This window comes from Streptomyces nidicola, assembly GCF_050106155.1.
Taxonomy (GTDB): domain Bacteria; phylum Actinomycetota; class Actinomycetes; order Streptomycetales; family Streptomycetaceae; genus Streptomyces.
Map to the genome: position 1 here is coordinate 8,921,032 of NZ_JBNBPI010000001.1, position 14,905 is coordinate 8,935,936.

At 70.4% G+C, this 14,905-nt stretch carries 13 protein-coding genes; 3 read left to right on the forward strand and 10 right to left on the reverse strand.

Annotation, left to right across the window (positions count from 1 at the left end; genetic code table 11):
• Positions 1–105: 105 nt before the first annotated feature.
• Positions 106–741 carry a TetR/AcrR family transcriptional regulator gene (locus ACOKM3_RS40270; protein ID WP_426906249.1) on the reverse strand — a complete coding sequence of 212 codons (636 nt, stop codon included), beginning with the start codon at positions 739–741 and terminating at the stop codon, positions 106–108.
• Between the two features lie 171 nt (positions 742–912).
• Between ACOKM3_RS40270 and ACOKM3_RS40275 the strand changes: the two genes are divergently transcribed.
• From ACOKM3_RS40275 to ACOKM3_RS40285, 3 genes are read left to right on the forward strand one after another with little or no spacing between them, the layout of a single operon-like run.
• Entirely contained in the window at positions 913–2,136 is a 1,224-nt protein-coding gene (locus ACOKM3_RS40275; protein ID WP_426906250.1) for an oxygenase MpaB family protein, read from the forward strand.
• Positions 2,137–2,144: 8 nt separating this feature from the next.
• Positions 2,145–4,454 carry a molybdopterin cofactor-binding domain-containing protein gene (locus tag ACOKM3_RS40280; RefSeq protein WP_426906251.1) on the forward strand — a complete coding sequence of 770 codons (2,310 nt, stop codon included), beginning with the start codon at positions 2,145–2,147 and terminating at the stop codon, positions 4,452–4,454.
• Between the two features lie 47 nt (positions 4,455–4,501).
• Positions 4,502–4,978, forward strand: coding sequence for a (2Fe-2S)-binding protein (locus ACOKM3_RS40285; RefSeq protein WP_327674490.1), 477 nt, complete (start codon positions 4,502–4,504; stop codon positions 4,976–4,978).
• Between the two features lie 21 nt (positions 4,979–4,999).
• On the opposite strand, the gene ACOKM3_RS40290 is transcribed toward ACOKM3_RS40285, so the two are convergent.
• From ACOKM3_RS40290 to ACOKM3_RS40330, 9 genes are all read right to left on the reverse strand, one after another.
• Complete coding sequence (locus ACOKM3_RS40290; RefSeq protein ID WP_426906252.1) at positions 5,000–5,965, reverse strand: sugar-binding transcriptional regulator; 966 nt, start codon at positions 5,963–5,965, stop codon at positions 5,000–5,002.
• A gap of 116 nt (positions 5,966–6,081) precedes the next feature.
• A complete protein-coding gene (locus tag ACOKM3_RS40295; protein WP_426906253.1) occupies positions 6,082–7,089 on the reverse strand; it encodes a D-ribose ABC transporter substrate-binding protein in 1,008 nt (335 codons plus the stop codon).
• A gap of 55 nt (positions 7,090–7,144) precedes the next feature.
• Entirely contained in the window at positions 7,145–8,278 is a 1,134-nt protein-coding gene (locus tag ACOKM3_RS40300) for an ABC transporter permease (RefSeq protein WP_426906254.1), read from the reverse strand.
• Positions 8,271–9,836 carry a sugar ABC transporter ATP-binding protein gene (locus ACOKM3_RS40305; RefSeq protein WP_426906255.1) on the reverse strand — a complete coding sequence of 522 codons (1,566 nt, stop codon included), beginning with the start codon at positions 9,834–9,836 and terminating at the stop codon, positions 8,271–8,273. The genes ACOKM3_RS40300 and ACOKM3_RS40305 overlap by 8 nt, the downstream gene beginning before the upstream one ends.
• Entirely contained in the window at positions 9,833–10,468 is a 636-nt protein-coding gene (locus ACOKM3_RS40310) for a DUF2291 family protein (RefSeq protein ID WP_426906256.1), read from the reverse strand. Before ACOKM3_RS40310 ends, ACOKM3_RS40305 begins: the two co-directional genes overlap by 4 nt.
• A 49-nt stretch (positions 10,469–10,517) precedes the next feature.
• Positions 10,518–12,005 carry an FGGY-family carbohydrate kinase gene (locus ACOKM3_RS40315; protein ID WP_426907017.1) on the reverse strand — a complete coding sequence of 496 codons (1,488 nt, stop codon included), beginning with the start codon at positions 12,003–12,005 and terminating at the stop codon, positions 10,518–10,520.
• A gap of 5 nt (positions 12,006–12,010) precedes the next feature.
• Entirely contained in the window at positions 12,011–12,964 is a 954-nt protein-coding gene (locus ACOKM3_RS40320; RefSeq protein ID WP_426906257.1) for a transketolase family protein, read from the reverse strand.
• Complete coding sequence (locus ACOKM3_RS40325; protein WP_426906258.1) at positions 12,961–13,869, reverse strand: transketolase; 909 nt, start codon at positions 13,867–13,869, stop codon at positions 12,961–12,963. The genes ACOKM3_RS40320 and ACOKM3_RS40325 overlap by 4 nt, the downstream gene beginning before the upstream one ends.
• Positions 13,866–14,900: a sugar phosphate isomerase/epimerase family protein gene (locus tag ACOKM3_RS40330; RefSeq protein ID WP_426906259.1), complete on the reverse strand. Its 1,035-nt coding sequence runs from the start codon at positions 14,898–14,900 to the stop codon at positions 13,866–13,868. Before ACOKM3_RS40330 ends, ACOKM3_RS40325 begins: the two co-directional genes overlap by 4 nt.
• Positions 14,901–14,905: the final 5 nt, after the last annotated feature.

Consider the following 14,905-nt stretch of genomic DNA (forward strand, 5'->3'; position numbering starts at 1 on the left):
CGGGTTGGGCGGACTGTGCGTGAGCGGTGCCCACCGTGGACCGTTATTGGCGCTGTGTCAATAAGTCGCGTCATCGCCACAGGGGACCGAATTCGACGACAAGGTCTACGCCGGCGGATCCAGCATCGGGACCAGGAACTGCCGGGCCACCTCCCGCATGCGCGCGTCGTCGTCCAGGTCGATGACATGACTCGGCACGACCAGGAACGACGTGCACACACGCACCATCATCTCGGCCACCACGTCCACGTCCACCCCGGCGGCCACCTGCCCCGCCCGCTGCTCCTCGCGCAGCCGCGCGGCGACGAACTGCTGCACCACGTGCTGGGTGCGGCCCCCGTCGGTGGTCATCGACGGCACCACGGAGTCCGGTTCGACCGCCATCAGGCCGCCGATGAGCCGGTTGTGGCGGATGGCGCGGAGCGAGCTCACGAAGCCGAGGACGACCCGGTCGGCGACCGTGTCCGCGCCCCGGATCTCGGTCGCGAACTGCTCGAAGTAGCGCCGGAACTCCCGCCGTACGACGTGCTCGACCAGCGCCTCCTTCGTGTCGAACCGGCGGTAGACGGTGATCCGGGATACACCCGCGAGCCGTGCCACGTCGGCCATCGTGGAGCGCTTGATGCCCATGCGGCAGAACTGCTCGTAGGCGGCGTCGAGCAGTCGGACGGTCACGTCGTCCGTGTCATCGGCCCCGGTGGTGGAGTTGCTGAAGGCCAGCTCGAGCACGTTCGGTTCCACAGGTGCCTCCCTGATCGCGTGAAGCCTCTGGCGTTCATGCCGCGTCTGTGCTCCCCTGTGGTACTGATACAGAGATGCTCAACGTGTTTCATCGTACCAAGGCAACTGCCATACAGGCAGGGCTCGTTGATGGTCGAGAGAGTCACGGAACTCAAGGAGGAGTTCGGAGCGATGGATGGTATGAGCAGGCGGAACATGTTGCTCGCGGGCGGGGCGTTAGGCGCGTTCGGCGCGATCGGTCTCGCGTCACCCGCGAGCGCCCGGTCCCTGTGGACCTGGTCACCGACGGCCTCCGTCGCCGGGTCCGGCGCGGGCGTCGACCCCGAGTGGGTGTGGGACGAACAGGCCGACCCGGTGATCGCGGGAGTCATCGAGCGAGGTGAAGTGGCCAAGGTCAACGGCCTCCTCGCGCAGTGGAAGCGCAACGACCAGCCGCTGCCCGACGGACTCCCCGCGGACCTGCGGGAGTTCATGGAGGACGCCCGCAAGCTGCCCTCCTGGGCGGACCCGGCCAAGCTCGACCGCGGCTCCAGGTTCAGCAGGACCAAGGGCATTTACGTCGGCGCCCTGTACGGCCTCGGCAGCGGCCTCATGAGCACCGCCATACCCCGCGAGTCACGCGCCGTGTACTACTCCAAGGGCGGCGCGGACATGAAGGACCGCATCGCCAAGACCGCCAAACTCGGCTACGACATCGGGGACTTGGACGCCTACAAGCCCGAGGGCTCGATGGTCGTGACCGCGGTCAAGACGCGGATGGTGCACGCCGCGGTGCGGCACCTGCTGCCGCAGTCCCCGGCGTGGACGCAGGTCAGCGGCGGCCAGAAGATCCCGATCAGCCAGGCCGACATCCTCGTCACCTGGCACAGCCTCGCCACCTTCGTCATGCGCAAGTTGAAGGACTGGGGTGTGCGGGTCGGCGCCGCCGACGCGGACGCGTATCTGCACGTGTGGCAGGTGAGCGCGGCCATGCTCGGCGTCCAGGACGAGTACATCCCGAAGACGTGGGACGCCGCGAACGCGCAGTCGAAGCAGGTGCTCGACCCGATCCTCGCGCACACCAAGGAGGGCGAGGCGCTGGCCGATGTCCTCCTCGGCATCGTGGCCGAACTGGACTTGGGGCTGACCCGCCCCCTGATCAGCGCGTTCTCCCGGTATACGCTGGGCGACCGGGTCGGCGACATGATCGGCCTGTCCAAGGAACCGATCCTGGAGCCGCTCGTCGCGGGTGCCTGGCCGCTGCTCGTGGCCTTCCGCGAGGGGCTCATCCCCCTGCCGGGGGTGCCGTCGGTCATGTGGACATTGGAAGAGGCGATCCGACGGTTCGTGCTCCTGTTCCTGGCCGAGGGGCAGCCGATCGCCATCAATCTTCCGGACATGAACCGGCCGGAGTGAGAGGGAGTATGCGCAGACGACAGTTGCTCGGCTACGTACTGGCGGCACCTACGCTGGTGGCCGCGGCCGAACTCGCACCGGCGAAGGAAGCGGCGGCCGAGGGGGCGTCGGCGAAGGGCATGGCGGCCAATGATGTGGCGGGAGCCGGCGGTCTGCCGTCCCTCGACATCACGGAAGTCGTCGACCTCAACGACGCCCTGTCCCTGGCTGCCGCGCCGACCTCCGCGCTCATCACGGTCCAGGTGAACAAGGACGGCACGGTGTCCTTCGCGCTGCCGCGCGCCGAAGTGGGCCAGGGCATCACGACTTCGACCGCGATGCTGATCGCGGAGGAGATGGACGTGCCCCTCGACCGGGTGCACGTCACGCTCGCCGACGCCCGCCCCGAACTCCTCTTCAACCAGCTCACCGGCGCCTCCAACACGACGATTGCCACCTACACCCCGGTGCGGGTGGCGGCCGCCATCGCGCGCGGTCGACTTCTTGAGGCGGCGGCGCTCGAACTGGGCGCGCTGGTCACTGAGTTGAAGGTGAAGGCGGGTGTCGTCCTCGGCCCCGCGGGCAAGAGCATCGGTATCGGGGAGCTGGCGGAGAAGGCCGCCGCGGCCACGACGCAGAAGGCCACGGCGCGGCTCAAGTCCGCCGACGAGTTCACCGTCATCGGCACACCTCAGGGCCGCGTCGACGCCCGCGCCGCGGTCACCGGAGCCAAGAAGTTCGCCATGGACCTCGCCGTGCCGGACGCGCTGCCCACCATGGTGTGCCGCGCTCCCACCATCAACGGCAAGGTCGACTCGGTGGCCAACCTCGACGCGGTGCGGGCCATGCCCGGTGTCACCGACGCCGTGGTCGTCTCCACCGGTGTCGCCGTGCGCGCCCGCACCTTCGGCCAGTGCATCGACGCCGTACGGGCCCTGGACGTGTCATGGCGGGGCGGCACGGCGGAGGGCAAGTCCGACGACACGGTCCTTGCCGAGCTGAAGAAGGCCGAACCGTCCATGGGTCTTCCGTCGTTGGCCCGCACCGTGGAGGAGCGCTTCACCTTCCACTTCCGCGGCAACAGCGCGCTTGAGCCCAACTGTGCGATAGCCGACGTCCGTTCGGACAAGGCAGAGATCTGGGGCGGCCTCAAGTCGCCGATCGTCGCGAAGCAGACCATCGCGGCCCGCCTCGGCCTGCCGGTCGGCGCCGTCACCGTCCATGTCACCGAGAGCGGCGGCTCCTTCGGCCGCAAGCTGTTCTTCGACGCTGCCCTCGAAGCCGCCGAGATCTCCCAGAAGCTGGGCAAGCCCGTCCGGCTCATGTGGCACCGCGCCGACGACGCACGCCAGGGCCGCGCCCACCCCATGGCCACCTCGCGCGTACGAGCCGCGTACTCGGGCGACAAGGTGCTCAGCTTCAAGCAGCGGCACACCAGCGTCTCCACCGACCTCACCATGGGCTTCGGTGAGGCCCTCACCTCCGTGGCCGCGAAGCTGCCGGTCGCCGACCTCGCCTTCTCCGAGACGTTCTTCCAGCTGTCGCAGTCGATGCCGTACGAGTTCGGCGCGTACAGCCGGGTCCTCAACGAGACGGACAAGGGCTTCAACACCGGGAGCATGCGCAACGTCTACTCGCCCGACGTGACCTGCGCCCGCGAACTCATCGTCGACCGGCTCGCCGCGAAGATGGGCAAGGATCCACTCGCGTTCCGCCGCGAATTCCTGCACGACGAGCGGGCCCGCGCCGTCCTCGACAAGGTCGCCGAGGCCGGACAGTGGGGGCGGAGCCTCCCGGACGGCGTCGCACAAGGCGTGGCCGTGCACACGGAGTACCACGCGGTCAACGCGGTCCTCGTGGAGATTGACTGCCGGCCGGAGACGGTCGACCGGCCGATCCGCGACGGTGTCACGGGACCCCGTGTCACCAAGGCGGTGTGTGCGGTGGACGTGGGCCTCGCCGTGAACCCCCGCGGCCTGGAGGCCCAGATGATGGGCTGCCTCATGGACGGCATCGCGCAGACCCTGACGTCGAGCCTGCACCTGAAGGACGGCCACTTCCTCGAAGCGAGCTGGGACAACTACCTCTACACGCGGCAGTGGAACACCCCGCCCGAACTCGACATCATCGTCATGCCCAACACGAGCGAAAAGCCGGGCGGGGCAGGGGAGTTGGGGGTCGCGGCAGCCATGGCCGCCGTGGCGTGCGCCTATGCGAGGGCGACCGGCACGATGCCGACGACGTTCCCCATCAACCACGACACCCTCTCCTTCACCCCCAAGCCGACCGTCCCGCCGGTCCCGCAGTCGCCGACCGACGGCCGCGACCACGCCATCTGACCCACCGCCATCCGACCCACCGACGAATCAGGGAGACTGGAACCCCCGTGCCCAAGCACACTTTTCGCGTCAACGGCGAGCAGGTGACGGTCGACGTAGAGGACGACGTACGCCTGCTGTGGGTGCTGCGCGACATCCTGGGCGTCACAGGCCCGAAGTACGGCTGCGGCATCAACGTCTGCAAGGCCTGCACCAGCCATCTCAACGGCAAGGCCGTCAACCCCTGCTCGATCCCCGTCAAGGCACTGGCCTCCGACGACGAGGTGACGACCATCGAAGGCCTCGCCGACACGGTCGACGCCGACCTGCACCCGATGCAACAGGCCTGGCTCGACCAGGACGTCGCCCAGTGCGGCTACTGCCAGCCCGGCCAGATCATGGCCGCGGTCGCGGTGGTCCGCCGCGCGAAGGAGGAGGGCCGCGCGATCACCGACGCCGACCTGGACGGCATCCGCAACGTGTGCCGGTGCGGCACGTACTTCCGGATCCGGGAGGCGATCCGGGAGGGCGCGAAGGGGATGTGAGGGGCGGGGGCGGCGGCGTACTCACTGCGCGAGCAGTTCGCGCGCCGCCTCGACGTCGGTGATCAGGATGTTGATCCACTCGCCGCGCAGCGCCCCACGGATCGCCGCCACCTTGTCCAGGCCGCCCGCGACACCGACCCGGCGCTCCACCGCGCGGAGTTGGTCCCGGTCGATGCCGAGGACGCGGTTGTTGAACGGGGCATCGACCGGTTCGCCCGCGCTGTCGAAGTAGCGGGCGCAGACGTCGCCCACCGCGCCGAGCTTCTTGAGGGCCCGCTGGTCCTCGGGCGGGATCGCGTTTCCGGAGCGGCGCAGGAGCGGGGACGGTTCGAGGGTGCCGATGCCGAGGAGCGCCAGGGTGAGGCGCGACCAGGCCTTGATGGCCTCGGCCATGGCGGGTTCCTGCACCAGGAGGTCTCGCAGTTCGCTGCTGCCGACAAGGGCCGCGGACGGCGCGAACACCGGCCTTGCGCCGGTGAGTTCGGCGAGCCGGCTGGTGAGACGCGTGGCGTGCAGCTGTACTTCCGGGCTGCCGGTGCCGCCCAGGAGCTGGACCACCTCCTGGGCCACGGACGGCGTCTTGGCGCGCATCACGTTGACCGCCTCCAGGAGCGTGGCGCTCCAGGACGAGATGCCGATGACATCACCGCCGGTGAGAGTGGCGTCGAGGTAGGTGGCCGTGGCCGAGGCGAGTGCGGGCAGCACCTCGGGGCCCGCACCCTCGACCTCCACCACGAGCGCGTCGCGCAGCCCGTACCGCTCGACCAGCGCGTCCTCCAACTCCGCGTGCACACCCTCCGGGGACATCACGACCGTGCGCACCACGCCGCGATCCACCGCCTCCTTCAGGAGTCGCGAGACCCGGGGCTGCGACAGGTTGAGGCGGGCCGCGATCTCGGGCTGCCGCACGCCGCGTTCGTGATAGAGCCGGGCCACCTTGACCAGCAGCCGGACATGGTCCGGGCTCGGCGTCGTCGCTCCCGCCACCGCGCGGCCTCCTTCTCGTTCCGTGTCCCGACCGGGTTTCGTCATGCTATCGCCGCAGATGGGCGGCGGGGGCCGGGGCGGCCGGGCGCTCCGGCGCGGCCCGCCCGGCGGACCGCTCAGCGGCGGGCGAAGAGGCCGAACTCGTCCGCGTTGGCCTTGGTGACCAGCTCGCAGTCGATGGCCTGCTTCTCGGGCTGCCCCGTCTTCCCGGTCCTGATGAACTTGTCGGCCTGCTCGACCGCCCGCTGCGCGCCGAGCGCCGCCGGCTGAAGCGCCGTCGCCCGCATGGTCCCGGCCTTGATCTGGGCGATCGCATCCGGGCTACCGTCGAGCCCGACCACGACAACTCCCGTGCGTTTGGCGGACTTCAGCGCCGCGACCGCGCCCACCGCCATGGTGTCATTGCCGGCGATGACACCCTTGAGCTTCGGATAGCGCTGCAGGACCGTTTCCATCTTCGTGTACGCCTCCTGCTGGTCCCAGTTGGCGGTCTGCCGGGACACCCGCTTCATGTCCGGGTACTGGGAGATGACATCGGCGTACCCCTTGGAGCGGACACCGGCGTTGGTGTCGGACTCCTTGCCGGTGAGTTCGACGTAACTGCCTTTGCCCTTCATGCCCTTGACGAACTCCTGGGCGGCGAGCTGCGCCCCTTGCGCGTTGTTGGAGACGATCTGCGCCTTGGCGATTCCGGTCTTGTTGATCTCGCGGTCGATGAGGAAGACGGGGACGCCCGCCTTGGTGGCCTTGCGGACGGGGCCGATCGACGCGTCGGCCCCGGCGTTGTCGAGGACGATCGCGGCGGCCTTGCGGGAGAGCGCGGCGTCGATCAGCTCGCTCTGCTTGTTGGGGTCGTCGTCGTGCGAGGCGACCGAGGTCGTGTAGCCGAGGCTCTTGGCCTTCTTCCGCGCCGTCTCGGCCTCCGCCTTGAAGAACGGATTGTCGGGGGAGGGGGTGATGATCGCGACGAGCTTGCCGGCCGAGTCCGACTTCGGCTTCGGCTTCGAGGAGTCGGACGCGTCCGAGTCTCCCGACGAACCGCACGCGGTCAGCAGGAGGAGACCCGCGGTGAGGGCGGTGGCACTCTTGAGGAGACGGCGGTGGCTGTGCTTGGCCTGGTGCATGAGAGGGCTCCTGGGAACGGCGTCGTACGGGAACGGGCTCGGCGTGGTGCGGAGTTCAGGTGTCCGACGTGTCGCGTCGGGCGGCGACCGCGACGGCGGACGCCGCCGCCCTGCGCCGCCGGAAGCGCTGCTGGCTCTGGTCGAGGATGACCGCGACGATGATGACCGCGCCCTTGATCAGCATCTGCCAGAACGTCGATACGCCGAGGATCACCAGACCGTCCGCGAGGAAGCCGATGACGAAGGCGCCGACGAGCGTGCCGCGGACGTTACCCCTGCCGCCGGAGAGTGCGGCGCCGCCGATGACCACGGCTGCGATGGCGTTGAGTTCGAAGGTGTCACCGGCCTGTGGTGCGGCCGAGGTGAGTTCGGAGGCGATGATGAGGCCCGCCATGGCGGCGCAGGCCCCGGAGACGACGTAGGCGATCAGCTTGACGCGCTTGACGGGGACGCCGCTGAGCTCGGTGGCGCGCTCGTTGCCCCCGGTCGCGTAGAGCCAGCGGCCGAAAGGCGTGGAGCGCAGCAGTATCGCGGTGAGCGCGGCGAGCACCACCATGATCCACACGGCGACCGGGAGGCCGAGGGGCCGCCCCTGCCCGAGCCAGTCGAAGCCGGTGTTGTGGGTGGCGGGGGAGCCGCCCAGGTCGGGGTAGGTGGTGCCGCCCGAGATGAGCATGGCGGTGGCCCGTGCCACGTAGAGCATGCCGAGGGTGGCGATGAACGGGGCGACGTTGAGGCGCGTGATGAGGATGCCGTTGACCGTGCCGACGAGCGCGCCGACCGCGACGCACAGCACGACGACCGCCCACACCTGCGGGTAGGCGACCACGTCGAACAGGCCGAGGTGCAGGCCCTGCAGGAGCTCACCGGCGACGACCCCGGACAGGCCGACGGTCGAGCCGACGGACAGGTCGATGCCGCCCTTGAGGATGACCAGGAGCATGCCGAGCGCGAGGATCGCGTTGATGGCGACGTGCTTGGTCATGGTGATGACGTTGTCGACGGTCAGGAACGAGTCGGACAGCAGGCTGAAGACGACGATCAGCACACCGAGGGCGATGAAGGCACGGAGCTCGAAGAGCGAGTCCAGTGTCCTGAGACGGCGGGCCTGCGCCGCCACCTCCTGCCGCTGCTTGACGACGGTCTCGTGGTCCTGGTCGTGGGTCTGCGCCACGGTGGTGTCAGACATGGTGTGCCTCATCGGGGTCCGTGGCCTCGGCCCCGTCGGCCAGGCTCATCAGGCGGTCGCGGGTGAGGTCGCCGGGCCGTACGTCGGCCACGAGGCGGCCGCGGACCAGGACCAGCAGACGGTCGGGGATGTGCAGGGCCTCCTCGGCCTCGGACGTGGTGAACAGGACGGCGAGACCGCGTTCGGCCTGCTGCGCCATCATCGTGAAGACGTCGGCCTTGGCGCCCACGTCGACTCCGCGGGTGGGCTCGTCGAGGAGCAGGACGCGGGGGCCTGTCATCAGCGCCTTGCCGATGACGACCTTCTGCTGGTTGCCGCCGCTGAGCGAGCCGATGGGGGCGTCGGCCCCGGGTGTCTTCACGGTGACGTCGTCGATCATCGCGTCGACGGCGGTGGACTCCGCCCGCCGGTCGACAAGCAGCCGCCGCACGAAGCCCGCCACCGACGCGAGCGACAGGTTCTGACCCACTGTCATCGACGGTACGAGGCCGTCCCGTTGGCGGTCCTCGGGAACGAGCGCGAGCCCGGCCCCGATGCGCTCTCGGATACCGCCCGCGAGAGGTTCACCGTGCAGCCTCACCACGCCCGACACGGGCGCGAGACGGCCCGCGAGACATTCGAGCAGCTCCGTGCGGCCACTGCCCATCAGCCCGTAGACGCCCACCGTCTCGCCCGCGCGCACCGTGAGCGAGACGCCGTCGACGGCGAGCCGGTCCGCGCTCGCCGGGTCGGCGACGGAAAGCTCCTCGATGTCCAGCGCGATGTCCCCCAGAGCCGGTGCACGGTCCGGGAACAGGGCGGCCCGCTCCCGGCCGACCATCGTGCGCACGACCCACGCCAGGTCGACGTCGGCAGCGACTGCTGTGGCCACCATCCGCCCGTCGCGGAGCACGGCGACATCATCGGCGATGCTCAGTGCCTCCTCCAGGTGGTGGGAGATGTAGACGATCGCGACACCCTCCGCCTTGAGATCGCCGATCACCTGGAAGAGCACCTCGACCTCGGGGGCGCTCAGCGCCGAGGTCGGCTCATCCATGATGAGCACCCTTGCCCGCTGCAGCAGGGCGCGCGCGATCTCCACCAACTGTTGCTGGCCGAGACGGAGTTCGCCGACCATGGCGCCGGGGTCGAGCGTTCCGTCCAGCCGTCCCAACATCTGTTGTGCCAGGGCGCGTTGATCCTTGCGGTCGATGACGGTGCCGCCGTACCGCGTGTGTTCACGGCCGAGAAACAGATTGTCCAGGACGGTGAGGTTCGGGCAGAGGCTGAGTTCCTGGTGGATGATCGAGACGCCGTGGTCTGCGGCCACGCGCGCCGACCCGAACGCCACGGCCTCACCGTCGAGTTCGATGTGACCGGTGCTGGGCGCCTCGACGGCGCTGAGGATCTTCATCAGGGTCGACTTGCCCGCCCCGTTCTCGCCGAACAGCACCGTGGTGCGGCCCGCGGCGATGTCAAGCGAAACCCCCTGGAGGGCCTGCGTGCCCCCGTACACCTTGGTGATCTCGGCGGCCCGCAGCACGGATGTGCCGCGCGCGGCTGCTCCCGGCCCCGTCATGACGCCGGCTCGATCGAGACGGGCGTCACGGTGAGCACATCCGCGGTCAGCGGTGTCACCGCGCCGACGACGGTGACCTTCTTGCCCTTGGCCCCCGCCGCGTCGAAGGACTCGAGTACGTCCGCCTTCATCGCCGCGTTCAGGGCGGTCGCCGCGTCGGCGTACTCGACCTGATTGGTGAACTGGCCGAAGCTGATGAAGCCGGGCGCGTCCCGCAGCGCCGTGCCGTTGACGGCCGGGCCGATCTGCACGGAGACGCGCGCCTTGTCGAGGCCGGGGACGGCGACCCGAAGCAGCCCGCCGCGTGCGCTGCCGGCCGTGCCGGTCACAGTGACGGCGTAGCTGTACGGTCCGGTGCCCGAGCGGTGGCCGTAGCGCTTGCCGGCGGCAGCGGCGTCGGCCGTGATCGCCTTGTGCAGGGTCGTGACGGCCACGGCGTTCTTCTTGATCGCGGGCACGACCTTCGGCTCGTAGGTCTGCTTCGCGTACGTCGCCGGGCGGAACGTCGGCTTTCCGGCGGCGCGGGCCGCGTCCGGCGACCGGTAGGTGGTGCTCAGGCCGATGGCCAGGGCGAGGAGCACGAGCGCGGCGGCGCAACCGCGGCCGAGCGTCAGCCACGTGGGGCCGCTCACGGTGCTCCTCTCCTGGTCGATGGGGTGTCCGGGTGCCATGAAGGGTCCTCTACTTTCCGCGTGTCCCGAGGTCGCGGGCGGCTGCGAGGTGCCGGTGCCAGCGCTTGACGGCTTCGCGGCGTCGGGTGTCGTCCCAGGCGGGGGAGAAGACCGTCAGGCCGTCGTCCGCCTGTTGTTCGAGCGTCTCGGTCGTCCACAGGCCGAGGCCGAGGCCTGCGAGCTGTGCGGCTCCGACGGCGGACAGCTCGTGGTGCCGCGTGCGGGCCACCGCCACGGCCGACAGGTCGGCCTGCAACTGCATGACGGTGTCGCTGCGGCTCAGTCCGCCGTCGGCGACCACGCGGCGCACGGGCGGCAGCGCGGCCAGGACATCGGCCACCTGATGGGCCACCGACCGCACGGCCGCGCGGGCGAGTTCGGCCCGGCCGGTGCCGAGGTCGAAGCCGGCGAGCACTGGTACGGCCACCGGATCCCACCAGGGGGCGCCGAGGCCGCCGAAGGCGGGGACGAGCGTCACGCCGTCCGCGGCCTCGTCGGTGCCGCCCGCCAACTCGATGAGCTGCTCCGCGGTGGTGCCGAGGAGGTCGGCCAGCCAGGTCAGGGTGCGGCCCGCGGAGCGGATGTTCGCCTCGTGCGCGTACGTCGGCTTCCCGGCGGCCCGCGTCTGCCACGCGATGGTGGTGCACACGGTGCCGGCTTCGTCCGGTGTCCCGGTCACGGTCATGACCGAGGACCCGGTGCCGTACGTGGCCTTGACGATGCCGGGCCGCCAGCCCGCGTGGGCGAACAGCGCGGCGTGCGAGTCGCCCAGGACTGCCAGGACGGGCGTCCCGTCGAGGCCCGCCACGCCTTCGACCTCGCCGAACGGCCCGTCGGAGGGGACGACGCGGCCGAGCGCCGCTCGCGGTATGCCGAAGAGCGCGAGCAGTTCCGCGTCCCAGTCGCCGGTGGTGAGGTCCAGCAGCTGGGTGCGCGAGGCGTTGCCGATCTCCGTGACCGGCTGCCCGGTGAGGTGGTGCAGCAGGAACGCGTCGAGCGTGCCGAGCCGCAGCCGGCCCACCTTACTGAGCGAGCGCGCCGGATCGTGTGCGTCGAGGAGTGCGGCCATTTTCAGGGCGGAGAACATCGGATCGAGCGGGAGGCCGGTGCGCCGCCGCACCTCCCCGCTCATCCCCGCCCGTTCGATGCGGGCCGCCCTGTCGATGCCCCGCCGGTCCTGCCAGCTGACGAGCGGGGCGACGGGCAGCCCGGTGTCGGCGTCCCACAGGACGGCCGACTCGCGCTGGGTGCTGAGCGCGAGGCCGGCCACGGCGCCCGGCCCCACCTCCGTCATGCAGGCGGCGACCGCCGCCCGGACACTGTCGAGAATCGCCGACGCGTCCTGCTCCACCAGGCCGGGGCCCGGATGGGTCTGGGTGAGGGGCACGCCCGACCGTGCCACCACGGCTCCGGACGCGTCGAGCAGCAGTGCCTTGGTGGAGCTCGTGCCCTGGTCGACGGCGAGTATGTGTTCGGCTCTGGTCCTGGCTCCGGCCATCGTGCTCACGCCCGGCCCAGGGTCCGGCGCGCGGCGGCGGCAATGCCCTGGGCGGTCAGCCCGAAGTGCTCCAGCAGGAACGCGGTGCTCCCCGTCGGGGCGAACGCCGGCACGCCGAGCATGCGGAAGGGGACGGGACACTGCTCGGCGACGACGCGCGCCACCGCGGCGCCGAGACCACCGGACAGCAGTCCTTCCTCCGCGGTGACGATGCCACCGGTCTCCTGGGCCGCGGCCACGACGGCCTCGGTGTCCAGCGGTTCCACGGACGCCATGTTGAGCACCCGAGCCGAAATCCCCCCATCGGCAAGGACCTCGGCCGCCTCCATCGCGCGCGAGACCATCGTGCCCACCGCGATGACGGTGACGTCGGTTCCGTCCGTGAGGCGCGTGGCCCTGCCGATGGTGAACGCCGTATCGGATGGGGTGACGGCGGGCACCTTGAACCGCGGGATCCGCAGGTACGTGGGTGTGCCCGACGCGGCTGCCCAGCGCACCGCGGCGCGGGTCTCGGCAGGGTCGGCCGGAACGACGACGCCCAGGCCCGACACCGCGCGCAGCCACGACAGATCCTCGATGGAGTGGTGCGTGGGGCCCAGCTCCCCGTAGGCCATGCCCGGGCTCTGCCCGCACAGGACCACGTGCCGGTGGGTGTAGGCGATGTCGGCCTTGATCTGCTCCAGGGCGCGGCCGGTCAGGAAGGGCGCCGCGGCGGACACGAAGGGGATGAACCCCGCGTTGGCCAGGCCCGCCGCGACGCCAACCATGTCCTGCTCGGCGATGCCGACGTTGACGAGCCGGTCGGGGAACTCCTCGCGGAACGCCACGAGATTGCTGGAGCCGACCGAGTCGTTGCAGACGGCGACGATGCGCTCGTCGGCGCGGGCCAGGGCGGCGAGCTCGTCGGCGAAGTCCGCGCGGCAGTCGTACGTCGGCGCCTGTTCGGCCACGGCGGTCATCGGCCCAACTCCTGGAGTGCGAGCGCGACTTGTTCGTCGGTCGGCACCTTGTGGTGCCACTCGACGCGGTCCTCCATGAACGACACACCCTTCCCCTTCACGGTGTTGGCGATCACGGCGACCGGGCGTCCCGTGGTGGACGGCGCGTATGCCTCCTTGATGGCCCGGTGGTCGTGGCCGTCGATCACGCGCACCTCCCAGCCGAAGCTCGCCCACTTCTCGTTCAGCGGCTCGAGGCTCTTGGTGTCCTCGGTGCGGGCGCCCTGCTGCAGCCGGTTGCGGTCGACGACGGCCGTCAGGTTGGACAAGCCGTAGTGGGCGGCGGTCATCGCGGCCTCCCAGTTGCTGCCCTCCTGCATCTCGCCGTCGCCCAGGACGACGAGTGTGCGCCAGTCCTCGCCCCGGATCCGGGCGCCGAGCGCACAACCGGTCGCGACCGGGAAACCGTGCCCCAGCGGGCCGGTGTTGGTCTCGACGCCCGGCACCTTGAGGCGTGCCGGATGACCGTTGAGCGGTGACAGCGGAGCCATGAACTCGGTCAGCCGTGCCCGCGGGAAGAAGCCGCAGGAGGCGAGCGTGGAGTACAGGGCGGCGGCGCAGTGTCCCTTGCTGAGGACGAACCTGTCCCGCAGCGGTGCGCACGGATCGGCCGGTTCGACCCGCAGCGTCCCCCACAACGCGGTCACCAGCAGATCCGTCACCGACAGGTCGCCGCCGACATGCCCCATGCCGGCGGCCTGAATGGTGGTGAGGATGTCGCGGCGTACAGCGGTGGAGATCCGGGCGAGTTCCGCGGCGGCCGCGTCCGGGGACGCGGACCGCAGCCGCGCGTTGCGCTGCCGGTACGCGTCGGCCGCCGCCTCGTCGACCCGCAGCGGCGGGGCGGCCTCCAGGGTGGCCGTCACGGCGCCTCGCTCTCGGCCAGCGCCCGGAACAGGGCACGCTTCGCGATGCGTTGGGCGCCGAGTCCGTCCTGTGCGGCCTGGCGCGCGGCGAGTTCCTCCCGGTCCAGGTAGCCCAGCGCCCGGTGGAAGGCGCGCATCGTGCGGATCCCGGTGCGTGCCGCCTCGACGGGATCCTCACGGAACGGGAACTGGTCCAGCTGCCACACGCCCTCCCAGCCCGCGTCGTGCAGCGCGTAGAAGAACTCGAACGTCTCCAGGAGGTGTACGGAGCCGACGACCATGTCGTCGTCCCAGCCGCGGAAGTTGTCGTTGACGTCGATGGCGAAGAGTCTGTCGCGGGCGATCGCCATGCGCGCGGCCTCCGCCGGGGTCTCGCCCCCGTACAGCGAGTGCCCGAAGTCGAGCAGCACGCCGACGTTGTCGACGCCCATGTCCTCGATGGCCAGCAGGGTCCGTGCGACGGAGGAGAACACCATGCGGTTGCGCGGCTCGCGCGGTTTGTACTCGATGGCGAAGTTCAAGTCGGGGTAGGCCTTGGCGAGTTCACGGACGGCGCCCACGGACTTGTCCCACAGGTCGGTGTAGTCGGCCTGGAACGGATAGTCGTAGCCGTCCTGTCCCGGCCACAACTTGACGTACTCCACGCCGAGTTCGCGTCCCACCTCGGCCGCGCCGGCCACCAGCTCGATCGCCTGGCGGCGCACGGCGGGATCGGGGTTGGTGAAGCCGCCCTTGGCGAACTTGCCGGTGTAGAACTCCGGGGTCACGGCGATGGCCCGCAGATTCTGTTCGGCGAGCGCGCCCTTGACCTCCTCCGTACTGATGTCGCCCGGCGGAAAAGGCCAGTTGAGGTCGAGCACCGACAGGTCACCGACGGCGCCGGCCAGCTTGATGGCGTCGAGGGCCGTGCGGGGCTCGCCGTAGCCGTCCGTGGCGTAGCGGTCGACATAGGTGGCGAAGTGCCAGACGCCCGCGCCGTACACCGGATCGGACGCATGGGGGTGAATGTCTATGCGCTCACGATTGGACATGTAGC

Coding starts and splice junctions, on each gene's coding strand:
- ACOKM3_RS40275 (WP_426906250.1), top strand. CDS start 913: ATGGATGGTATGAGCAGGCGGAACATGTTGCTCGCGGGCGGGGCGTTA.
- ACOKM3_RS40280 (WP_426906251.1), top strand. CDS start 2,145: ATGCGCAGACGACAGTTGCTCGGCTACGTACTGGCGGCACCTACGCTG.
- ACOKM3_RS40295 (WP_426906253.1), bottom strand. CDS start 7,089: ATGCACCAGGCCAAGCACAGCCACCGCCGTCTCCTCAAGAGTGCCACC.
- ACOKM3_RS40300 (WP_426906254.1), bottom strand. CDS start 8,278: ATGTCTGACACCACCGTGGCGCAGACCCACGACCAGGACCACGAGACC.
- ACOKM3_RS40305 (WP_426906255.1), bottom strand. CDS start 9,836: ATGACGGGGCCGGGAGCAGCCGCGCGCGGCACATCCGTGCTGCGGGCC.
- ACOKM3_RS40315 (WP_426907017.1), bottom strand. CDS start 12,005: ATGGCCGGAGCCAGGACCAGAGCCGAACACATACTCGCCGTCGACCAG.
- ACOKM3_RS40320 (WP_426906257.1), bottom strand. CDS start 12,964: ATGACCGCCGTGGCCGAACAGGCGCCGACGTACGACTGCCGCGCGGAC.
- ACOKM3_RS40330 (WP_426906259.1), bottom strand. CDS start 14,900: ATGTCCAATCGTGAGCGCATAGACATTCACCCCCATGCGTCCGATCCG.